This is a genomic window from Noviherbaspirillum malthae, assembly GCF_015352985.1.
GTDB lineage: Bacteria > Pseudomonadota > Gammaproteobacteria > Burkholderiales > Burkholderiaceae_D > Noviherbaspirillum > Noviherbaspirillum malthae.
The window spans coordinates 46,767-68,988 of record NZ_JACYXF010000024.1; the positions used below are offsets into that span (position 1 = coordinate 46,767).

The window sequence follows — 22,222 nt, forward strand, 5'->3', positions numbered from 1 at the left end:
GGTCATCGTTAGCCGAAAGCTGGCCCGTCCGATCCGCAGATCAGCCGAGCATCTTGATGCTGCTGCTCGATACCGCATCCGTTTTTCCGGCGTAGACGCCGAAGCGCAGCCCGGCCGTGGCCTCCCTGCGGGTAGTGCGCTGCGTCCACAGCAGGTGAGGCATCCAGGCCTCGTCGCTGGCGATCAGCGCATCCAGCTTTTTCGAGTACACGGCTGCTTTCTGCCTGTCGCCCGACCGTTCGAACAGCGTGATCGCGGAGCGCAGTGCGTTGGCGGTCTCCAGCGCATCGCCGGTGAGTTCGAAGACCTCGGTGTACCGGGTTTGCATGTTTCCATTGGTGCGTGCGTCTTCGAGCTGCGCGCTCAGCGTTGCATACGCCCTGTTATAGGCCTCCTGGCGATAGACATCGCCGGCGTCGGTGCCGGAGTTCATCCTGTCCTTCTGAAAGCGGTGCGCCATGGAGACCGCCCACCGGTTGAGCTTGGGCGCGACGCTGGCGATGAAGGACTCGGCGTCGCGATGCGTCACCGTTGCCCGGCTTCCGTTGCCGATCATGCCGTTCTCGATCACCAGCGTATAGTTTCCGGCCTTGCCCCAGCTGCCAATCTCCTCGGAGGTGACGCACATTGCCTTCACCAGGCCGCCAGCAGCCTGCCTGGTGCGTTCCGGCAGGGGACCGGGGCCGCTCAATGTCCTCACCGTCTCTGGAATTTTCCGCAATGCATGGACTTCGCCCGTCGTTGCCGCGGTGCGCGTTATTCCACGGCTCAATTTCACCGAATTCAACTCTGCCTGCGTTTCCGCCCACTTCACTGTTTTCGTCCGCTCTTCCTCGTAGCTGATGCCCACCGACGGACCGAAGGACAGCGGGCCGACATTGACGGATGCGCCGCCTGCCGCCGCAACTCCCGTGCGCACAACGCTTTCAGTGGTCCTGAGCAGGGAGACGTTGAGCTGCGGGCAGGCTTGCAGCAGGTTCTTGAGCGTGGAATCTCCGTCGCTTCCGGGCGCCCTGACGTGGCCGGGGTCCTGTTTCAACATTGGGGAGTTTCGCTCGATGACATACCTGCGGAAGAGGCGACCGAGCAGGAGGTTGTTGTCCCGGTCGCCGGCCATGCCGCCGGACTGCGAACGCGACAGCCGCAGCTGCACGCCGTGGGTCACCGGCTGCTCCTTGCTGATGAAGGCATCGAACGACGCGCCGGCCTTGAGTCCGGCAACACTCCTGATCTTGGCGCTCGGCCCGATGCTGATACCGGCGCCGCCTTGCAGCTTCACCGAACGCCGCGTGCCGACGCAGATACGCGAGCCGTCGGCCGAGGTCCCCATGTCCAGCACCGCCGCATGATTGCGGACCCGTCCCGCATCTATGTGCGGACGGAACATGTTGAAGCTGAAGACGCTGCTCAAGAGCCGGGTGGCCTCCTTGGCTCCCGCACCGACAAAGCCGCCGCTCGTGAAAGTCAGCCTGGAGCCCAGTTCCATGCGCGCCGCCGCCTGCTCGATGACTTCGCCGACCTTGCCGAGGCTGTCCGGCGTATTGCCGAACTTTCGGAAATGCGGCGCTATAACCGGATCGCCGGTGCCGCTGCGCACCCGGCCTATCGCGTTCGCGAAGGCAGCCCAGTCGGGACGATCCGTTTCGGCCGTGCTTGAATGCGCGGCTGCAGTTGCGGCATCGGCCGCCTTGGCTGGCCCGTTCGGCAGCTCGTCGGCCCACTCCTCCAGGCGATTCAATGTCAATGGCTGCTTCGCCGCTGCCAGGGCAGCGTCAATATCGGCATGAATCGTTTCGAGCGGTCTGTCTTCGCTGTCGGCGAGCCAGGAATGGATGCGCTGGCGGGCCCGGTCGATGGTATAGGTGTCCGGAACGTTGCCGTGCAGATGGCCGGTGAGGGGCAGCGTATTTTTCTCCGTTTCCATCAGGACAGCCAGCCTGGCGAGGTTGTGCATCGTCTCCTGCGGGAGATCAGGAGGGATGCCGCCGGGCTGCGTATCGAGGGGGCCGCCATTGATGCCGCCGCAGGCCTTGAGTCCCTTGATGAGGTTGCCGAGGATATGTTCCTTGAATGCGCGGGCGTCATGAACGATGCCCTGCGCCGAGTTTTCCAAACCGACGCCGCATTTCCTGAGTCCCTGTTCCGCCTCGAGCGCATTGTAGGCATTCAGCGGAGACTTCCGGTGGCCGGGCATGAGGTAGGGCGCCGCTGCACGCCATGCCGTCGATGCCGTATCCTTGCCCGAGGTGGCGCGCTCGCACCAGACGGAGACCTTGTTGAGCCTTGCTTCGATCTGCGCATAGGCGGAGGGCTTGCCGTCGACGGTTCTCTCGTCGGTGTACAAGCCGTTGCGTATGAAAGCGAGTGCCCATTCATGCTCATGCGGCTGTGCCTTGTAGGCAAACGGCAATCCAGGCTGTTGCTGGCCATGTTCCTGCGACGCGGCGAGATGCCTCCGGATCTGGTCGATGGCCTTGTCGATTACGTTCGACGGATCGCCGCCGAACGAGGCGATCCGGTGCGGTGCAGCGGAGGCGGGCGGGATTTTGCTGCCTTTCCTGCCTGCGCCATGTTCGCGCTCCGCATTGCCGCACTTCATCCGGCTTGCCTGCAGGTAGGCATGCAGCATCGCATCGTCATGGCGTTCGATGCTCGAATGCACATCGGGCGCAGCGCGAGAGTCTAACGTCAGAGCCTTCAGCGCGGCGAAGCCGGCAGATGTCGCTTCCAGTTCCTGGGCAATTTTCCAGGCGAGGGACAGGTCCTCTTCATTGAAACGGAACAGATGGTCTTCGTCCTGCATGCCCAGCCCAAGGCAGGGAACCTTCGGTCTGGCCACGCTCTCCGGCATGGCCTCGACATTGCGGATGCTTTCCAGCGGATCGATGTTGCGCAGGCAGCATAAGGCGCGCGCAGCTGCTGCCGGATCGTCCGCGCACGCCCGCAGCGCCGCCTCCGCGACGCATGCCATGCCGATGCCTTGCAGGGTCCCGGCCTTCGTTCCCGAAATCCCCGGCAGCTGGCCGATCTGTTCCAGTATCTGCGTCAGAACTTCGCGTGCCTTGTGCTTCTCCGGGCTCGCGGGAACCCTGGCGTTCACGATATCAAGATAGGCATTCGCGTCGCCCAGCCGCTGCAACACCGTGTCGTTCTTGAATGTCTCGCTCAGGCGCGCGTGGATCGCCCGCCCATGCTGTTCGAGCAAAGGCTGCGTAGCCATGCGCGCGTCTTCAAGCGGCTTTCGAGGGATGTCGCTGTTGTGCAGGTGCGGTGAAGGCTGCGGTTTTGGAGATGTGGTGCGCGAGGTGAAGGGTGTATAGGAACGCGTCCTGGTTCCCGATTCGCCATTGGCTTGCGCCTTCAGTGCATGCATGAACCTGCCCGACGCGGCGCGGATTCCGCCGCCGGGCACGGATCGGTTCTGCGCCGCGGGCACTGACGGAGCGGGCGCTGCCGCTGCAGATACAGGCGGCAGGATGTCGCCGGTCCGCTGCTCGGGGGTCGAACTTGCGAAGAATGATGGCATCCAGCATATCGGCACGGTGATCTCCTCCGGTGCGCAGCGGCCAAGCTTCCCTTCCGGCCGCATGCATGATGCACAGAGGAAGAGGCTTTGCCTGTTTGTATTCTCGAACTGGCGTACAGATGAGTAGCGGCCGACGAGAGAAAGATCCATTGGATGGAAAATATTCTTGACGACGCAAGACGCGCAAGACGCTGAAGTTACGGTAGCGCTCGGATCAGGAGAAGACCCGGATGAGTAGCTCCTTTTGAGACGTGCATCTTCGCAAGCTTCTTTGAATTTTTATCTGATGCCGATATCGGCTTGAATGGAACCAATAAAAGATTCATGTCACCTATGTGGGCAATTTCAATCCCAATGAATCATCGTTGCTGCATATTGCACCCGACAACACTTCTCATTCAAAAAATCATGCAGGTTGCTTCCAGCTCTTTTCACCATCCGGTTGCCGGATCGTCTTCACGGCCGGCTGCTTCGTCGAACAGACAGGAAAATGATCCAGTCTCCAAATTCGATGCTCTGTACCAACAGAATGCGCTCGCAAAACTAAGAGCTTCCGTGATTGTAAAGTCGCAATTATTTGCGATGAGCCGGGTGATCGGCACACCCGGTCCGGCATCAAAAAAAGGCTATCAGTTACTGGCAGAGTTGCAGCAATCAACACATGAACTTTTGAAATACCTATCCGATCCGTCCGATGGAACCGGGTCCGGTTCTGACAAGCCGCTTTTACAACGGATTACAGTCGAAGCAATCAATGCTGCACGGGAAAGGATAACTACTGGACGCGCCACAATGATCGACAGGCTCAGGAAGTTCCTGCATGAGGTAGATACTGCGTGCATCAACTACATGGTGCGGGATGGGCATACTGCTGAAAATTTTCTCGCGCTTCATGCAGCGCTGACTGTATGCATTGACGAGTTTGAATCGGCTGTTCGTCAACGGCCGTCCGGCAGCGCAGACAATGCTCCTCTCGAAGATCTCTATGAGCAAGCCCGGGCTGCGGTGAGACAAACCATGCCGAGGGGCGAACTACAGAAATGGAATCTGCAAAATCAATGGACCAATGCCCATGCTGCCCTGTCAAGAGAGTCTCTTGGAAACCGCACAGAGGAGACGGATGCTCCACAAGTTCACCCCGATTTGCCGCTCCCTCCAGTCGATAGAGAAAATTCTCCGCGTGTCGCAGCGGAGACCGACGCCTTGACGCCAGCGCAGCGATTCCCGGAGGTGGATCGGATTCTGGAAGAGATGGCTCAAGGCAGCACGAAGTGGAATTCCGGCACGCGTTTTACGGCGCCGACAAAGCAATTGCGGCAATTAAAAGAAATGCTGGGCCGGGGGACGGAGGGCCGGGGGGCGGAGATTTCTGAACGTCGTCTGTTGAGGGAATATATATTAACCAGGATGGTGCGAGCCATAGATGCTTGCCAGCAGAGTCAGCATTCACCTATGAGCACAGACAAATGGTTGTCAGGCTGTATCAACGGATACTGCATCATGAAAATTTACCAAAACATGATTATTTTTCCCGATTGAAAACATATCGGCAACTACGTGTGGTGGAACAACTCGACCGATTGGCACCAACTCCAGCCGATTTCCAGCAGCACCTGCTGATCTCGGATGCTTCACTTGGCGCCATCCTAACCGGACTTTTGAGCAGCCGGAAACTGGGAGAATTCTGTGACACTTGGTTTGATATGACTGAACATCAGCTGCAGCGATTGCGCCGAAATGCTTCTGTATATACGAAACTATGGAATACGCTCTATGATCTTCCTACTGCTACCGACTGGCTACCTCAAGTAAGAATGAAGTATCGGCGTTTATTTGATCGTGAAATGGCAGGGTTGCAAGCACAGCGTAGGTCAGGTACGCAGGGGCGCCGGTCTGAACTTGACGACAGAATTGACATTCTGCTTGAACAGCATGTCAATAGATACATGGTGAATGACGGAGCTGAAGATTTCAGCGCCACACGTGTCCATTTCATAGAGTTGCTAGGGAGGACCCTTAATGAGATCTTTGCAGCTAAACCTCATGCATATTCAGATTGTTTTGGAACAATAATAAAAATAACGCATAGCAACTTGCACAGGTGGAGGCCGGCGGATCAGCAAACTTTATTTGATATGATTCTTTCTTCGCTGAATTGGCACCGAGAACCTAGTTTGTTCAGCAATAATGCAGAAAGATTAGGGCTTAATGATTAAATTAATCAAAGTTTGCGATTGTTCCTGAGACGTTTTATGTCAGGACAGAGAGTGCCGCAAAATCAGGCTGAAGAACGAAATACTCACAGACGTAATGTTCTCCAACAGCTACAGGGGAAATTTCTTGATTTGAGAAATTCTTACCCGGAGGGCCATACTCAACTTCTATTTTCAATCATGAGAGGCTGGTTTAACTGGGAACACTGGCCCGCCGATATTCGCGAATCTCTTATAGATATGGTTCGTAGAGAACTTGTATGGTTGATTGAAGACCGGCACCACGATACGGTGGACCATCCTGCTCCCGATTTCGAATCAATATCCCGATGGATAAATGACCATTCGTCCGAGATAATCAATGATGTTCGTATTGCTGAGTTGTTCGATCTGCCCATTTATACAGAAGGTCAGCTTCGAATGCGAGCGGCGGAATAGTAGAAGCCATGCTTCTTGACCTTGGTGCTGCATTTGCTTTTGTAGAGTACTCAATGAAATAAAGCTGTTCGCGTATCGTCATCCGATTTATGGCTATGCTGCCAATTGAAGGCATGGCGAAGTGCCTGCATGCATGGCGAAGTGCCTGCATGCATGGCGAAGTGCCTGCATGCATGGCGAAGTGCCTGCATGATAAGGTGCAGCATGCGACGCAGCCAAGTATCCGGAAAAGTAAACGGAACCCAGCGCCCTCGCAGTCCCGAGGGCACTTCTGACTTCACGTCCGATCAAAGCTCAAGCGTCAGCTTCGTTCCGCAGGCGCGCGAACAGCATGCCATCATCTTGTTGTTCGCTTCGCGCTCCGAGCGCGTCAGAACCACATCGCGGTGATCGATTTCCCCGGCAAGCACTCTCACTTCGCACGACCCGCACAGGCCCTCGCCGCAGTCGCTCTGAACATCGATGTTCGCGCCGCGCAGCGCATCCAGCAAGGTCTGGTCGGCCGGCACGGTGACGGTGATGCCGGAGTCCTTGAGCTCGACTTCGAACGCATGTTCCCTGGACGGATCGAGGGTGCCGCGCCTGGATTCGAAATGCTCGATGCGCAGGGCATCCTCGGGCCACGAGGCGCAGCATTGTTCGAGTGCCTCCAGCATGCGCAGCGGACCGCAGGCATAGATGTGCGTGCCGGCTTCGGGAGCGGCGAGCAGGGCGGTGAAATCGTTGCGCCGTCCCTCATCCTTCGCATGGACATGCAGGCGGTCGCCGTGCAGCTTTGCCAGCTCGTCGAGATAGGCCATGGTGCCGCGCGAGCGGCCGCTGTAATGCAGCGCGTAGTCGATGCCGAGCTCCTTCGCCCGCCGCGCCATCGCGATGATGGGCGTGATGCCGATGCCGCCTGCGATGAAGATCGCTTTCTTCGCAGTCTCGTCGAAACGGAAATGATTGCGCGGGCCGCGGATCTTGAGACGGTCGCCCGGCCTGATCGCTTCATGCACCCAGCGCGAGCCGCCGCGGCTTTCCGCTTCGCGCAGCACGGCGATCTCCAGCGTTCCCGCATCGGCCGGATCGCCGCAGAGCGAGTACTGGCGCGAAAGTTCCGGCGAGCCGCATTCGATATCGATGTGCGAACCGGGCAGCCAGCGCGGCATCGGCCTGCCGTCCGGTGCCTTCAGCCGCAGGCGCATGACTTCAGGCGTGAGCGGCGTGATGCTCTCCACTACCACGGTGCGGCTGATCGCATGGCCCGAAGGTTCGCCGATGCGCACCGGCGACACCAAGTCCAGCAGGCGCGGATTGCTGCGTTCCGGATTCTGCGCCGGGTCCCATTCCACCAGCAGATGTTCCGGTCCCCGGAACGAGGTGTTCGGCACATAGGTAAAGGTCTGTTCCGACAGGCGCATGTGCGGCAGCCGCCTGGTGAGCTCTTCCAGGAAAATCTGCATCTCCATGCGCGCCAGGTTCTTGCCCATGCACTGATGGGCGCCGTAGCCGAACGTGAGATGGTCGCTGGAATTGGCGCGTCGGATATCGAGCATGTCCGCATCGTCGAAGTGTCGCTGGTCATGGTTGGCCGATGCCATCACGATCAGCAGCTTCGAGCCGGCGGGAATGTCGATGCCGCCGATCTTCACATCCTTCGTTGCCAGCCGGCGCCAGGCCGGCACCGAGCCGTTGTGGCGCAGGCATTCCTCCACCGCATTCGGTATCAGGCTCGGGTCCTCGCAGATCTCTCGCCAGGCGGTGGGATGCTGGAGCAGCAGCTTGAGCGCATTGGCGGTGGCGTTGGCAGTGGTTTCATGAGCGGCGACGATGCCGGCCATCATCATCGAGTGCAGGTAGGAGTCGGTGACGACGTCCGGGTATTCCGCCTGCTTGCGGATGCCATATTTCATCCAGCCGGGGCCGGACGGGTCCTGGCGCATCTTGTCCAGGATCTTGCCGGCCAGCTGCCAGAAGTTGCCGACCGCATGCGCTACCTTGAGCTGCTCTTCCGGCTTCGGGCGGCCCCAGGTGTTGACCGTGTGGGCAATCGAATACTGGCGCAGCATGTCCATGTCTTCCTCGGGCACGCCGAGGAAATGCAGCGCCACCGTCAGCGGGACTTCCCACAGCATCTGGTCCACCAGATCGGCCTTGCCGTCGTCGATGAAGCGGTCCACGTAGGCGCGGGCGAGTTCGCGCACCATGGGCTCATGGTGCTTGAGCGCTTCGGGGGTGAACGGCTCCATCAGCACCCGGCGGCGCGCCATGTGGGCGGGTTCGTCCTCGTTGACCAGGGTGCGGTTCATTGCATAGTTGTAGGAGGCCAGCACGGCGTTGGCTTCCTCGCTGGTGGGCGTGATCTTTTCCAGTGCGATCGATGGGCTGAAGGTCAGGTTGTCACGGAAGACGGCCTTGATGTCCTCGTAGCGGGTGATCACCCAGTAGCCCAGCTTCGGACTGAAGAAGACGGGTTCCTCCTCCCGCGACCAGCGCACGTATTCGGGCGGGTCCTGCTGATAGGCGTCTTCAAACGGGTCGAAGGCCGCCGCGCGATGGCTGACCGGGCATCCGGCCGGGGTTCGCGCATCCGAAGGCGCATGGTGGGCGACGGGACATGCCGAGGCGGCGGCAGGGACGGCAGAAGTAGCGGGAGTGTTCATGGAGAGTCCTTCCATTGCATGACGGCATTCCTTGCCGCGCGGACCGCGGCGCTGCGTCAGCGGCCATGTCGAAGAGGCTCACTGACGCGATATGCGTAATCATACTACGTTATGCGTAATATGAAAGGAAATTGAGGAGTATTGCCTGCAAGTATGCCCGGGATGAAGAATCCGGAATGAACGTCAGGGGGCGGCAATAAAAGCTGATGCAAAGATGCGCGACATCACGGCAACAGGTGACTGCCGGACCTTGTGCGGCAGCGCTATCGATACCGATGAAGGGAATAATCAACTGCCAGGAGGAGGGGATTGAGCGGGTAGCAGGCGGTGTGCCTCACCGTTGCCGTTGCTTGTATTCTCGGCGCGTCATGCGCTGAAGCCGGATGCGGTTAGGTAAGGGAAGAATGACCATTGGTACGACGGTCCTGTCCGCTTCTGGCGCCGGTAAAGATTGCGCCTGTTCGGGCCGGACATGCGTCTTGCACGTCCCGGATAGCGCCGTTTATAGATGGTGGGATTGGATGCAATGCGCTCCAGGCAAGCACCCGGTTGCCATCGATGCGTCAGGTGCGATGATGTCCGTGCCGGGACGGTTTAATTGACTGTAATCACCGCAGCTGTCGGCGTGCCGTCGAACACGATCTTTGCCGGCCACGCGGGCCAGGACGTTTTCAACGCGTCGTTGTTCGGATCGCCTTTGCGCGCGAAGGCACTGATGCTCTTCATCATCGCATCCGAAAGAGCCAGTCGCCCAGGCCGGTTGGCTGTCGTGTTGATTACGTTGGCAAACAGCGTATTGTCGAAGTTGCCGAACACGAAGGGCAGGTCGAAAGCGTGGGAAGCGCCGAAGATGGCATCGAACGGCTTGGGCATCTCATCCCAGTCGAACTGGTAGGCCCAGACCGCAGGCTGCTGTGCCTTCAGTGCGTTCAGAACGCTGTCGCGCTGGGTGAAGAATAAATTCTGCGTCAACAGGTCGATGCGGGCCTTGAAGCCTGTCACCGGCGTGTTCACCGGCAGGTAAGCGGCGGGAATCCATTGTTCGACTGTCGTGCTTGGCGCAGCCTCCGGATTGTTCTTCGTGACGATCGAGAAGAAGGTCTTGTCGTCGATCAGGCGTCCGCTCAAGCCGCCCAGGGAGGGCGTGGCCAGGAACGCGGCGAACAAGGTGCCCTCGTCGCGGGTGTTCCCCGCCAATACCGGAACCTTGACGTACTGGCCGGCCCTGATGGCGGCAATCGGATCCTGCGGGAGAACGGTGCCTTCCGGAATGGGGTTGGAGGAAGAAAGTCCTGCTGCGGCAAGGCGGGTTCTCACTACCGCCAGCACGGCATCGGTGGATTTGCTGCGAAGGTAGTCGGCGAGCTGCGCGGTGGTGCGGCCTGCAATGTAGGTGTCGGCAGTTGCGGCGTCCGTTGCTAGACCGTCCGCAATGACGAGATTCGCCAGAAGCGCGGAACCCTGAGCCTGGGCGGTGGCATTGGGCGACAGCACGCCCGAGGTGCCGGCCGGCAGGGTGCTGGCCAGAGCGATGCCGCCGCTCAGGGGAACGGCACGGTGGAACAGCGCAGGGCTTGTATTCCTGACCAATGGCGATGTGAGCAGCGCGAGGACATTGACTGCGCCAGCCGAGTGGCCCATCAGGGTTACATTCTGAGGATCGCCGCCGAAGGAGGCAATGTTGGTGTTGACGAACTTGAGCGCCTTGATAATGTCCAGCAATGCGAAGTTGCCCGAGCTCTCGGCGGGATCGCTGGTCTTCAAAGGTGCTGCATTCAGGAAGCCGAAAATGCCTACTCGATAATTCACCGTGACGACCACCGCATCGGCAGCCTTGGCGAGTGCGGCGCCGTCGTATTGCGGGTCTGCCGTGTAGCCGCTGACATTGCTTCCGCCGTGCACAAAGACGATCACGGGCCGCCGCGACGCTGACGGGGCGGAAGGCTGCCACACGTTGAGGTACAGGCAGTCCTCCGAGCCGACGGTCTGTCCCAGCGTGGAGCTGACCGTATCGTCCAGCCGGTTGTTCAGCCCCGGGCTGAACAACCGGCCGGTCTGTGCGCAGGCATTGGCGAATTTATCCGTAGTCCTGGCAGAGGTCCAGGAGACCGGGTCGGCCGGCGCTTTCCAGCGCAGGTCGCCCGTCGGGGCCTTTGCAAAGGGAATGCCCTTCCAGCTGTATACGCCCTTCGCAGGGGCTTCATCGACACCGACCACAGTCCCGTACTGTGTATCTCGCTGTGTGACCCCGACCGGATCGCTGCCGCCGCAACCCGCCAGCTGGAGCAGAGAGAATAGGGCGCATGCCGCACCCGCATGGTACTTTGACTTCATGAACGTCTCCTTGATTTTATTTCTTCGGCGATAAAGAACTGCCTCGGGGCCATCGGCACGAAGTCAATGCACCACGGTGAATTCATGTATGTGCTGCATCCTGCAGGAATGCGCTATACGAGAATGCCTTGATGGCGTCGTGAAGCCAATGTACTAAGACCACATCTTTCTTGAAGGCTTATGTGTGCAATCTCTCCCATTGACGATGTGGCCGTGAGCACAGTCCCCGTGCAGCGGCCGGCATCCAAGCGACGGAGCCTCCCATATCGCTGTGGGCCAATGGGAGCGCACCGGTCAGGAACGGACAGTCGCGCAGTGCTAAACTCCGACCATTCACATCTCAAACATTGCCGGGCAAGACATGAAAAGCAGTTCAAGCGGTGGACTTGTTTATTCCACGGATGGCGGACGCATGTGCCCCGAATGCCGGCGGCCGCTGGCGGAGTGCGCTTGCAGAACCAAATCCATGCCCGTGGGCGATGGAGTGGTCCGCGTGTCGCGCCAGACCAAAGGCCGGGGCGGTAAGAGCGTAACGCTCGTCAAGGGGCTGGCACTCGATTCTGCTGCGCTTGCATTGCTGGCCAAGCAGTTGCGCACGGCATGCGGTTCCGGCGGAACGGTGAAGGACGGTGTCATCGAAGTGCAGGGAGACCACTGCGAGCGGATCATGTCGGAACTGAAAAAGCATGGCCATGATGCCAAGCGCAGTGGCGGCTGATACTGCAGGCCGGGAGCGCCTCCGACATGGCCGCTGGCCAACAGCCGTTGTCGGCGCAACGCAGGCATACAACCAGGTCCGGTCGAAATTGTGTAGTCACTGAAGAGAGGCGCAGTGAAGAGCAAGTCAAGGTGCTCCTCCGTCGACAGCGCTTAATCCAGATAGGTGCCGGCGTATCCGCGATATGGATTGCCATAGACCCGCCGGCCGAGCAGGCGATTTTCCTGCATGAAAGACGAAATCGCGTCAGGCGACGCGCCCTTGAGCATTTCCTTGACGAGGCCGCTCGGTTCCATGCTGCGGTAGCGCACCGGCATGCCTGCGCGCGCGGCTCCCTCGGGCAGGTCCGGCACGGTCAGCGTGGGATCGAGAAATAATGCCGCACCCGCCTGCGGATCGTACCGCTCCCGAACCAGTCTGGCTGCTTCAAGAATTGACGACATGACCAGTCCGAACGGTCGGTAAGTCATCTTGGCCTGCCAGGATGCGCGCATGAAAAGCAGTTCGTCCGGGTCCACGCCGGGACACTCGCCTTGATACGCTGCCGTCAGGCAGTGATCGGCTGCGGCCAGCAGCCGCTGCGTCGGATCGGGTTCGAGGTTCAGCAGCGTCAGCAGCTGCCCGAGGGACGAACCGCGAAGATAATCCTGCGGACCGCAGTCGAATCCCGCATCGCCCGGATTGTGATGGTCGACGCGCAGAACCGGGTCGATCTGCCTGATCGCGCATTCGATGAACACCACCGGCTGACGCGGCAGGATCAGCTGGGCTTGCTGCCTGCCACGCTCTATATGCAGCGCTGCATCGGCATCATAGGCAGTTGCCGAGCTGCACCTTTGCCGGCCGACGGCAGCCCATGCAACGGGATAGCCATGCATGCCCAGTACACGTTCTATTTCGCGCATTTCCGGATCAAGTGCACCGAGGATGAAAAGCATTCGAGTTGCTGGCTTCTGCATGAAAATCTAAAAACAAGTGATGGAGGCACCAGCTGCGATGGCGTGTTTCCAGGTATATGAAGCTGGCCTGGACAGCAGTCTGATGATGAACTATCCCCGGAGTTGAATGTGCCGCCGGAGTGCTGCTGAGCTTGGATACTGTGGTACCCATGCCGGCCGCGAACGGTAATGATGCATTGCCATGTTAATCTGGATTTTTTTTAATTCATAAAAAGTTAACTCTCAAGGAGACGCATGGCTCTCGAAACACTACCCTCGGCCCCGACGGATTTCGACTTTGTCATCGGTGACTGGCGAGTCAGGCATCGCAGACTGAAGGAGCGGCTGGCTGACTGCGATGAATGGGTCGAATTCGACGGTGAAATGTCTACCCGAAAAATCCTGGGCGGCTATGGCAATGTCGAGGACAACGTCCTTTACTTCCCGGAAGGCGAATTCCGGGCTATCGCACTTCGCTCCTACGATACGGCCAAGGCAACATGGTCTATATGGTGGCTGGACGGGCGCTTTCCAGATCGGATCGATGTTCCGGTTGTCGGAAGCTTCAGCGACGGTGTCGGTACGTTCTTTGCAAAGGATACCGTTGCGGGCGTTCCGGTGACGGTCCGCTTCATCTGGTCAAAGGCCGGTGACGACGAACTGCGATGGGAGCAGGCATTTTCGCCCGACGACGGTTCGACTTGGGAAACCAACTGGACCATGACCTTCTACCGCCGGTCAGGGAGCCAGCAACGCATGCGAACCGGCGCCGCCTTGCAGTAAAAGGCGGACATGAAAAGGCCCTCCATCATTCGCTGCAATAGAGGGCCAAAGGTTCTCAACGCACCTGCCGCAATTACTGCGGCGTACTGCATGCGTGCAGCCGGCGTGCGGCTTGCCTTGAATGCCGGTCAGCGTCCGCGCTGCGACATCTTGCCCAGCGCAATGGCAAGCGCCGCACCGCCCAGCGCCTTCACCAGGCCGGGGTTTTGCGCATAAAAGCGGCTCATCTGATCGACGATGCCGGGATTCTCGCGTTCGGCATGCCGGGCCAGCTCCTCGAATTCTTCGGGTCGCATGCGCTCGACGTCTTCCGGACGTACCTGCATCTGCTGCTGTCCCGGCGAGCCGTTGAGCAGGCCGCCGAGAATTCCGCCGAGTCCGCCGCCCAAGGCACCGCCGCCGAGTCCGCCCCCCAGGCCGCCAAGCACATTGCCCAGTCCGCCGCCGCCCGCGCCTCTGTTGAGCATCGCGCCAATGACCGCGGGACCGAGCGCGGCCAGCAGCTGATTCATCATGCCGGCGCGCTGGTTGCTGTCTGCCTGTCCGAACAGCTGGCCGACCATGTTGGGGAAGGGCGGCGTCTGGTCGGAGCGGAAGGCCTCGCTCAGGCCGTCGGCCAGATCGTCATTCGGAGAATTCTGCGCCACCTGGTCGAAGTGCTGTTCGACGTCGTTCGGCGGCTGGTTGGGATTGACGCCCCCATACTGCTGCAGGATGTTGCCGATATCGAATCCGAGTCCCATGATGTTCTCCTTCACTTTGAAAGAATTGGAAAGGCAAGGAGGGCTGCAGCGCTGCCCTCGCCGGTTCGGCCTGCCGGCAGCCCGGCAGGTGCCGCAGGCCGATCATTGGCGGCGTCAGTGGCGACGCTGCGTTACCCGTTCCGCGCCGTAGCGCACCGCATCCTTTACCTTGTCCCAGGTGCTGCCCGGATGGTTCGACTCCCAGTCGCTGCGCAGCTGCGGTTCGACTTCGGACCACTGATAGTTCTTGTAGCGGTCGCTGCCTGCCATGGTGGTGCCGTAGCGATAGGCGGCGTCGTAATCTTCATAGCGGCCGCCGGAAGCGCCGTAGGTGCTTTGCCAGTGGCGGCGATATTCATCGTCGGCCAGGCGGCTGGAGCTTGTGCCCGCGCCTGCTCCAAGCTGCTCCACTTCGACATCGGTGCGGCGTACCGTATCGTTGATGTCTTCCGTGCGCTGCGTGGTTTCCTTGCCGATTACGACTTCCTCGACCACGCGCGCGGTCTTGGAAACCACGGCTTCTTCATCGGTCTCTCGCAATTCGATGGCGCCGTCCTTCAGCGCCGCCAGATCGGCTTGGGTTGCCGGCTTGTCGACGGGACGGCGCTCGACTTTGATCTCTTCGTCGCGCAGCTGAACGGTTTCGTTAACCGGCACCTCGCGTATGCGCTTGTGGACGCGCACGCCGCCACGCTGCACTTCTCGCTTGCCGACTTGCAATTGCTCCTCGATAACGGGAATCCGGGTTTCGCCGGTGGTAGTGCCTGTGGTCCTGGTGCTGGTGGTGCTGTCCGCAGTGCCGGCGGAACTCAGGCTGGCGTAGCCGGCGCGTTCCTTTGCGATCTCGTCCTTCGTATAGCGCGGTGCGGAGGTGTCGTAGCCGGTCCAGCCCTGTTTCTTCCAGTGGCTTACGCGCTCATCGATGTCGACCGCGTTGAAGCGGTTCATGATGTCGGTCGCGCGGTCGATCTCGGTTTCGCTGTTGACGGTGACCGTCAGCACATAGCTGCCGCGGCGTACGGATTCGGCATAGGTATCGTGATGTCCGGCGTTTTCGTCGCCGCCGAAGAGGGTGTAGAAGAATCCGCGGATGCCGCTGTGGACATCGCTGGTCGACGTGCTGGTTCCGGCGGAACTCGTGCCGTCGTCATCCCGGTCGGGGTTGAGCTGCACATCGGCCCGGTTGAAGCCGGCGGTGAGAAGTGCCTGGACTGCGGATTCTGCGTCCGAGAAATTGTCGTACACGCCGACCACGGTGTTGTCGGATGCGCTGTTTCCAATGTCGCCTGTTGTGAGTGCCATGATCGTTCTCCTTGCTGCTGCGGAAATTGGCTGAGCACGCAGCTAACGGTTGAAGAAATGCCAATAAGCCAATAGGAGAGCAACCAGAGCGAGAGGTTCACTCCGACGCTGTAACAAGGCATGACGCTGTCTTGCCTTGGTTTCAGGCAATGACCTTCGGAAATTTGAGGAATGCAGCAAGCGAAAAGGCGCAAGGCTAGCTTCCGCTCAGCGACCTTTCACCGAAGCCGAGCGCCGCGCTGATATTGCCGGCTTCGCCGGTGAGAAGGGCGACGATGCGGCCGTCGTGTCCGGTATCGAATCCGCCGCTCGCCCCGAGGGCGGTCAGCACTGCGGCGACGCGCCCGGTGTGATCGAAGATCGGCGACGCCACGGCGCTGATGCCGGGGAGCAAAGTGTCGTTGATCGCGGCGTAACCATTGGCACGTACGGATTTGCGCAGGTTTTCCACCGGGTTTCTCCCCTGCAGGGATGCACGCTGCTCCCGCGTGGCCTGCGCGAGTTCTTCGCTCGCCATGTTCTGGATGCGGGTATCGTCGATATAGCTTACGAAGACCCGGCCTGTTGCCGACCACAGCAGCGGCAGTACCGAGCCCGCGCGCACGTTGATCGTCACGGGCAGTCCCGGCTCCTCGAAGCGCAGTATCGTCGGCCCCTTGTTGCCCATGACGGCAATGAAGCAGGTCACCTGGAGTTCTTCGCGCAGGCGCTTCAATGCAGGTTCGCCCAGCCGTATCGGATCGCATTGCCGCAGCGCCGCCAGGCCGATCTGTATTGCTTCCTGGCCGAGGCAATAGTGCTGCGTCGACGGATCCTGGAACACCAGGCCTTCCTGGGTCAGGCTGGCCATGTAGCGATGGACCTTGGCCGTGCTTTCGCCGACTTCCGCCGACACCGCGGTCAGGCTCGCGGCGCCTCCCAGGCGGCCGAGCGCCTTCAGTATTCCCATTCCCATTTCGGCCGACTGCACCCGCTGGCGGCGTTCCGGCAGACGTTCCTGCACCTGCTTTGTCATTGCTTGTTCTTTCGTATGCTTGCGGTAAAAGAAGATTCGATACCGTGATTATGCCGTGCAATATCGGCTCTTCCACCCTGCGGCCGTACATGACATCAAACAAGATCAGGCGCCGGGAACGGATGACAGTAGATTATTTTACGGTTAGCGTAGTAGTATTACGCAAAAAGACGACAACGTGGTCCTTGACCGATATCCAGGAGAAAAATGTGAAGAAGATTCTTGCCGCCTGCCTGCTTACCCTGCCGGCACTGGTCGCCACCACGGCCGCCCAAGCGCAAAACTATCCATCCAAGACCATACGCTGGCTGGTGCCCTATCCGCCGGGCGGCGGTTCGGATTTCCTGGCCAGAACGGTCGGCCAGGCGCTTTCCCAGCAGGTGGGCCAGCCGGTCATCATCGAAAACAAGGCTGGCGGCAATACCGCGATCGCCGCTGCGGAAACCGCAAGGTCCGCGCCCGACGGCTACACCATCCTCAACGCCGACAACGGCACCATGGTCTTCAATTCCGCGCTGTACTCGAAGCTGACCTACAACCCCGAGAAGGACCTGGCCCCGGTAACGCTGGTGGGCCGCTTCCCGATGATCCTGGTGGTCGGCCCCGCATCCCATGTGAAGGATGCGAAGGAATTCATCGCCACGGCCAAGGCGCGTCCCGGCAGCGTGAACTACGGCTCGGCCGGCGCCGGCAGCCCGCACCACCTCGCGATGGAATTGCTGAAGGTGAATGCCGGCCTGCACATGGTGCATATCGCCTATCGCGGCGCGGCGCCTGCGTTGAATGACGTGATCGGCGGCCAGATTCCGGCCATGATGGTCGACCTCGCGGCCGGCGGCGCCTTCATCAAGAGCGGCAAGCTGCGTCCGCTGGCCGTGGCAAACCCGACGCGCCTGCCGCAGCTGCCCGACGTCCCGACCTTCGCCGAGCTCGGCTACAAGAACGTCGAAGCGGCCGCGCTGGTCGGCGTCGTGGCGCCGGCGGGCATTCCGGCCGACACGCTCAACACGCTCAACAAGCAGCTCGTCACCGCGATCAACCAGCCGAACGTGAAGCAGCGCCTCATCGAATTCGGCGTCGAGCCTGTCGCCAGCACGCCGCAGCAGTACAGCGACCTGCTGCGCAGCGAAACCGTGCGCTGGCACAAGCTGATCAAGGATCAGAAGATCACGCTCGATTGATTGATCGGCTGTAGCCGCGGACGGGTCTGCGCTTGCTTGCCCGTCCGCGATTGTCATCACGGCTTTTCAAGCGAGCCCGCTGAAATTTTTTCACAAGCCGCAGTGCAGTCGTATTTCGCCCCCTCTCCCGCAGGCGGGAGGGCCGGGGTGAGGGTGGTTGTGACGAAGAGCAGTCTTGACAACTCCCTTATCTAGAGCGCTTTCGGATTGACTGTACTGTCGATGCCGGTCGATTTGCCAGCGGCACTGCGTTGTGTGGGGACGCCGAGTCCTCCTTGCCATGGCCCCGCCATGTCGCGTCACCACGCCTTGTTCCGCAGGCAAATCACCTCGGCCTCGCCGACTCCAGTCAACCCGAAAGCGCTCTAAGCCATCGCCATGCGCCCCACATCCCCGCTTGCAGGCCAGGTCAGCAGTGACAGGGCAAACCAGTGGTTGATGGAACACTTCCTGCGAGCCGACCGCGGGTAAAGGGGAGAGGCACGGCGCATCAAACAAATTCTACTGTCCTGCTTTGAAGTCCCTGCCATCAAGCTGACCAATCCACCGCCTTCAATACTGCTGCTTCGGCAAGCGGCTGGATTTGAATGATCCAGATCAAAACTCCCTGAATTTTCGTGCCGCTCGCCGCAAGTATTTCAGTTGCTGACCGCAACCGGTCTCATTTAAGATGCATAAAAATTGCATCTTAAATGAGACCGGCATGGCACTGATCACGATTGAAGAAGGCATCCTCAAGGAACGCGAGCCGCGAAGCGGAGACTGGCCGGTGTTCCGGCTCGGCTTTCGTCCCTTCTACCTGCTTGGCGCCGCCTTTGCCGCGCTGAGCGTGCCGCTCTGGATCGCTCATCTCTACGGTTGGCTCAAGCTGTTCGCCAACGTCACGGTAGGCTGGCATGCGCATGAAATGGTGTTCGGATTTGGTATCGCCGTTATCATCGGATTCATGTACACCGCCGCCCGCAACTGGACCGGATTGTGGACTCCCCGGGGCAAGGTGCTGGCAGGGCTCTGCGCGCTATGGCTGGCGGGAAGGGCGGCAATGTTATTTGCAGGCACGTCGGCGGCGGCGCTGCTTGATCTGGCATTCCTGCCGGTTGCCGCCTTTCCTTTGTACCAGGTGCTGAAACGAGCAGGAAACAGGCGCAACATGATGCTGGTCGTAATGCTCGCCCTGCTGGCGGTCACCAACGCCGGCTACCATGCGGCCGCTCTGGGCTGGGTGATGGCATCGCCGCTGAGCTTCGTCGAGGCCGCAATCCTCATCATCGTTGTCATTGAAGCAGTCATCGGCGGCCGGGTGATTCCCATGTTCACGAGGAACGGCGCGCCTGGCACCGAGCCGGTCATGGATGCCAGGCGTGACCGCATCGTAATGGGTGCGACTGTCGCCGCAGTGGCAGGTTTCGCCCTCGGCGTTCCTTCGCCGCTGATGGGCGCGCTGGCAGCGAGCGCCGCCGTAGCCCAGGCAACCCGCCTTTTAGGCTGGAAGCCGCTTGCCACGCTGCGCCATCCGCTATTGTGGATTCTGCATCTTTCTTACGGCTGGATTCCGATCGGATTTGCCCTGCTGGCGCTGCATGCCTTCGGCATCGTGCCGGAAAGCGCTGCGCTGCATGCGCTGGCGGCGGGCGCCATGGCCGGCCTCATCCTCGGCATGATCACTCGTACCGTGCTCGGTCATACCGGCCGCCAACTCAAGGCCGGACGCATCGAAATGGCAATGTACCTGCTGATACAGGCTGGCGCAGTGGCCCGTCTGATTGCCGCGCTCGGCCTGGATGGAGGCGGCACCATTGCGCTGCCTGCAGCCGCTGCATGCTGGAGCGCCGCATTCGGCTTGTATCTTGCGCAATACGGACCTTACCTGTTTTCCCGACGAATCGACGGACGTGAAGGCTGATCGCTGATTGTGCAGCCACGCAAATACTGGTCACGTTGCGGTTGCCTTTGCTTCATGGCCGCCTGCAGGCGGCAAGGCACGAGCATAAAGCTGTAAAATATATGCGTCTTATTGCACGCACAGGCGGCCCCAAATGCGACTGACCAGTTATACCGATTATGCGCTCCGAACCCTGATGCATCTGGCCGCCAACCCCGATCGCCTGGTGACGATCAGCGACATCGCCGATGCCCATGGCATAGCAAAAAATCATCTGACCAAGGTTGTGCACCAGCTCGGCGTGCAGGGCTTTGTCGAAACCGTGCGCGGCAGGAGCGGCGGGCTGCGCCTGGGACGCGCTCCCAAGGATATCCGCATCGGCGACGTGGTGCGCCAGACCGAAACCGATTTCTACATGGCAGCCTGTTTCGACGTCGAGGACCAGGGCTGCATCTATTCCTCCGCCTGCGGCCTGAAGGGCGTGCTTTCCAATGCGACCGACGCCTTCCTGGGCGTGCTGGACGAAGTCACGCTCGACAGCCTGATGCCGAAGAAGGGACGTGCGCTGAAGGGCATAGAAATCCGCGGCATGAAGCTGCAGGCTTGATGCCGGGCGCAATACCGGCCCGATAGAATCTTCCAAGTCTTGAACACGCGGCCGTGCGCCGCGTGTTTTCATTTGTGCAGCCTGACGGCATGCCGTTCCTCTTTTCCGAAGGTTTTCGGTTGACTTTCATCAACATCATTTGGATCGCTCAAAAAGCTTGAAGCCGCAATAGTTTAGAGTTAAAGTATATTTCAATCGTCGACAACGACGGCATCGGCCCTGGAGCATGCTGACCATGAGGAGCGGACATGAAGCACATCGAGCAGATTGACAGTTTTGCCATGGACAGCCTCCCGCCGAAGGCGCAGTGGCCCCAGTTCCTGTTCGAATTGCCCGAGCTGCATTACCCGCCGCGGCTCAATTGCTCGGTCGAATTGCTGGACAAGGCAGTCGCGGCCGGACTGGGCGGCAGGACGGCGCTGCGCAGCCGCACGGAAACCTGGACCTATGCCGATCTCCTCGACAAGGTGAACCGCATCGCCGGCGTGCTGACCCATGACATGAAGCTGGTGCCCGGCAGCCGCGTGCTGCTGCGCGGCGCGAACCATCCGATGATGGCCGCATCGGTGCTGGCGGTATGGAAGGCGGGATGCATCGCCGTTCCGACCATGCCCCTGCTGCGCGCGCCCGAGTTGGCGGTGATCATTGAAAAGGCGCGTATCGGCGCTGCGCTGTGTGCCGCCGGCCTGAAGGAGGAACTGGAAAAGGTGCGCGAGCAGAGCGATGTTTTAAAGCAGGCGGTGTATTTCAGCAGCGAAACACCGGACGGACTGGAACAGCTGATGGCTTCCAAGTCCGCAAACTTCGAAGCCGCCGATACCTCCGCAGAAGACGTCTGCCTGATCGCCTTTACCTCGGGCACGACCGGTAAGCCCAAGGGAACGATGCACTTCCACCGCGACATCCTTGCCGCCTGCGACTGCTTTCCCAAGTCCGTCCTCAAGGTGGAGCCGGATGATGTGTTCATCGGCACGCCGCCGCTGGCTTTCACCTTCGGTCTCGGCGGCCTGCTGCTCTTCCCGCTGCGCGCCGGGGCCAGTTCGGTGCTGCTGGAAAAGCTGACACCCGAAACCCTGGTACAGGCGGTGCAGGAATTCCGCCCGACCGTCTGCTTCACCGCGCCGACCTTCTACCGGCAGATGATCGCCTTCGCGGACCGCTACGACATGTCCAGCCTGAAGAAATCGGTTTCCGCCGGCGAAGCCCTGCCTACCGCAACGCGGGATGCCTGGCAGCGAGCCACCGGCATCGCCATGATCGACGGCATCGGTTCGACGGAAATGCTGCACATCTTCATTTCGGCCGCGGGAAAGGAGATCCGTCCCGGCGCGGTCGGCAAGCCGGTGCCGGGCTACCAGGCCTGCGTGCTCGACGATGAAGGCAAGCCCGCAGGTCCGGGCGTGACCGGCCGCCTTGCGGTAAGAGGCCCGACCGGCTGCCGCTACATGTCGGACCCGCGCCAGGCCGACTATGTGCAGAACGGCTGGAACCTGACCGGCGATGCCTTTGAAATGGATGCGGACGGTTACTTCTGGTACCGGGCGCGCACCGACGACATGATCATTTCGGCGGGATACAACATTGCCGGCCCCGAGGTGGAAGACACGATGCTCAAGCATCCGGCCGTTGCCGAATGCGCGGTCATCGGCGTGCCCGACGAGGAACGTGGCCAGATCGTGAAGGCCTTTGTCGTGCTCAAGCAGGGCAATGCAGCATCGGAAGAACTCACAAGGCAGCTGCAGAACCATGTGAAGCAGAGCATTGCACCCTACAAATACCCGCGCGCCCTCGAATACTGCGACACCCTGCCGCGCACCGAGACGGGAAAGCTGCAGCGCTTCAGGCTGCGGCAGGAAGCCAGGTAAGGGCACCGGGACAATCGAAGACGAAGCTGCAA

General features: G+C 60.3%; 16 protein-coding genes. 9 read left to right on the forward strand and 7 right to left on the reverse strand.

What is annotated here, in order from left to right:
* Positions 1 to 40 precede the first annotated feature (40 nt).
* Positions 41 to 3,526 carry a hypothetical protein gene (locus IGW03_RS21795; RefSeq protein WP_194724636.1) on the reverse strand — a complete coding sequence of 1,162 codons (3,486 nt, stop codon included), beginning with the start codon at positions 3,524 to 3,526 and terminating at the stop codon, positions 41 to 43.
* A gap of 324 nt (positions 3,527 to 3,850) precedes the next feature.
* Here IGW03_RS21795 and IGW03_RS21800 point away from each other — a divergent pair, with 324 nt between their 5' ends.
* The 3 genes from IGW03_RS21800 to IGW03_RS21810 are packed head-to-tail and all read left to right on the forward strand — an operon-like array spanning position 3,851 to position 6,177.
* Positions 3,851 to 5,065, forward strand: coding sequence for a hypothetical protein (locus IGW03_RS21800; RefSeq protein WP_194724637.1), 1,215 nt, complete (start codon positions 3,851 to 3,853; stop codon positions 5,063 to 5,065).
* On the forward strand, positions 4,993 to 5,742 hold the full coding sequence (locus IGW03_RS21805; protein ID WP_194724638.1) for a hypothetical protein: 750 nt from the start codon (positions 4,993 to 4,995) through the stop codon (positions 5,740 to 5,742). The genes IGW03_RS21800 and IGW03_RS21805 overlap by 73 nt, the downstream gene beginning before the upstream one ends.
* Positions 5,743 to 5,793: 51 nt before the next feature.
* A complete protein-coding gene (locus tag IGW03_RS21810; RefSeq protein ID WP_194724639.1) occupies positions 5,794 to 6,177 on the forward strand; it encodes a hypothetical protein in 384 nt (127 codons plus the stop codon).
* 287 nt (positions 6,178 to 6,464) lie between these two features.
* Here IGW03_RS21810 and IGW03_RS21815 read toward each other — a convergent pair whose 3' ends face one another.
* Together IGW03_RS21815 and IGW03_RS21820 are read right to left on the reverse strand one after the other, a co-directional pair.
* Entirely contained in the window at positions 6,465 to 8,822 is a 2,358-nt protein-coding gene (locus IGW03_RS21815; protein ID WP_194724640.1) for a cytochrome P450/oxidoreductase, read from the reverse strand.
* A gap of 594 nt (positions 8,823 to 9,416) precedes the next feature.
* Positions 9,417 to 11,156 (reverse strand): carboxylesterase/lipase family protein, encoded by a 1,740-nt coding sequence (locus tag IGW03_RS21820; RefSeq protein ID WP_194724641.1) that lies wholly within the window; start codon positions 11,154 to 11,156, stop codon positions 9,417 to 9,419.
* 361 nt (positions 11,157 to 11,517) lie between these two features.
* Here IGW03_RS21820 and IGW03_RS21825 point away from each other — a divergent pair, with 361 nt between their 5' ends.
* Positions 11,518 to 11,874: a translation initiation factor Sui1 gene (locus IGW03_RS21825; RefSeq protein ID WP_194724642.1), complete on the forward strand. Its 357-nt coding sequence runs from the start codon at positions 11,518 to 11,520 to the stop codon at positions 11,872 to 11,874.
* Between the two features lie 152 nt (positions 11,875 to 12,026).
* On the opposite strand, the gene IGW03_RS21830 is transcribed toward IGW03_RS21825, so the two are convergent.
* The gene (locus IGW03_RS21830) at positions 12,027 to 12,812 is read right to left on the reverse strand and encodes a TetR family transcriptional regulator (RefSeq protein ID WP_194724643.1); all 786 of its coding nucleotides are present in this window, start codon (positions 12,810 to 12,812) and stop codon (positions 12,027 to 12,029) included.
* Positions 12,813 to 13,067: 255 nt separating this feature from the next.
* On the opposite strand from IGW03_RS21830, the gene IGW03_RS21835 reads away from it, so the two are divergent.
* Entirely contained in the window at positions 13,068 to 13,595 is a 528-nt protein-coding gene (locus IGW03_RS21835; RefSeq protein WP_194724644.1) for a DUF1579 domain-containing protein, read from the forward strand.
* Positions 13,596 to 13,723: 128 nt separating this feature from the next.
* On the opposite strand, the gene IGW03_RS21840 is transcribed toward IGW03_RS21835, so the two are convergent.
* From IGW03_RS21840 to IGW03_RS21850, 3 genes are all read right to left on the reverse strand, one after another.
* Positions 13,724 to 14,338 (reverse strand): hypothetical protein, encoded by a 615-nt coding sequence (locus tag IGW03_RS21840; protein ID WP_228535910.1) that lies wholly within the window; start codon positions 14,336 to 14,338, stop codon positions 13,724 to 13,726.
* Between the two features lie 114 nt (positions 14,339 to 14,452).
* Positions 14,453 to 15,640: a YsnF/AvaK domain-containing protein gene (locus IGW03_RS21845; protein WP_228535912.1), complete on the reverse strand. Its 1,188-nt coding sequence runs from the start codon at positions 15,638 to 15,640 to the stop codon at positions 14,453 to 14,455.
* A 196-nt stretch (positions 15,641 to 15,836) separates the two neighbouring features.
* Positions 15,837 to 16,655: an IclR family transcriptional regulator gene (locus IGW03_RS21850; RefSeq protein ID WP_194724645.1), complete on the reverse strand. Its 819-nt coding sequence runs from the start codon at positions 16,653 to 16,655 to the stop codon at positions 15,837 to 15,839.
* A gap of 209 nt (positions 16,656 to 16,864) precedes the next feature.
* Here IGW03_RS21850 and IGW03_RS21855 point away from each other — a divergent pair, with 209 nt between their 5' ends.
* The 4 genes from IGW03_RS21855 (at position 16,865) to IGW03_RS21870 (ending at position 22,190) form a co-directional block, all read left to right on the forward strand.
* Positions 16,865 to 17,836 (forward strand): Bug family tripartite tricarboxylate transporter substrate binding protein, encoded by a 972-nt coding sequence (locus tag IGW03_RS21855; RefSeq protein WP_438943669.1) that lies wholly within the window; start codon positions 16,865 to 16,867, stop codon positions 17,834 to 17,836.
* Positions 17,837 to 18,539: 703 nt separating this feature from the next.
* The gene (locus IGW03_RS21860) at positions 18,540 to 19,739 is read left to right on the forward strand and encodes an NnrS family protein (RefSeq protein ID WP_194724647.1); all 1,200 of its coding nucleotides are present in this window, start codon (positions 18,540 to 18,542) and stop codon (positions 19,737 to 19,739) included.
* A gap of 133 nt (positions 19,740 to 19,872) precedes the next feature.
* The gene (locus IGW03_RS21865; protein ID WP_194724648.1) at positions 19,873 to 20,325 is read left to right on the forward strand and encodes an RrF2 family transcriptional regulator; all 453 of its coding nucleotides are present in this window, start codon (positions 19,873 to 19,875) and stop codon (positions 20,323 to 20,325) included.
* 248 nt (positions 20,326 to 20,573) lie between these two features.
* Positions 20,574 to 22,190 carry an AMP-binding protein gene (locus IGW03_RS21870; RefSeq protein WP_194724649.1) on the forward strand — a complete coding sequence of 539 codons (1,617 nt, stop codon included), beginning with the start codon at positions 20,574 to 20,576 and terminating at the stop codon, positions 22,188 to 22,190.
* Positions 22,191 to 22,222: the final 32 nt, after the last annotated feature.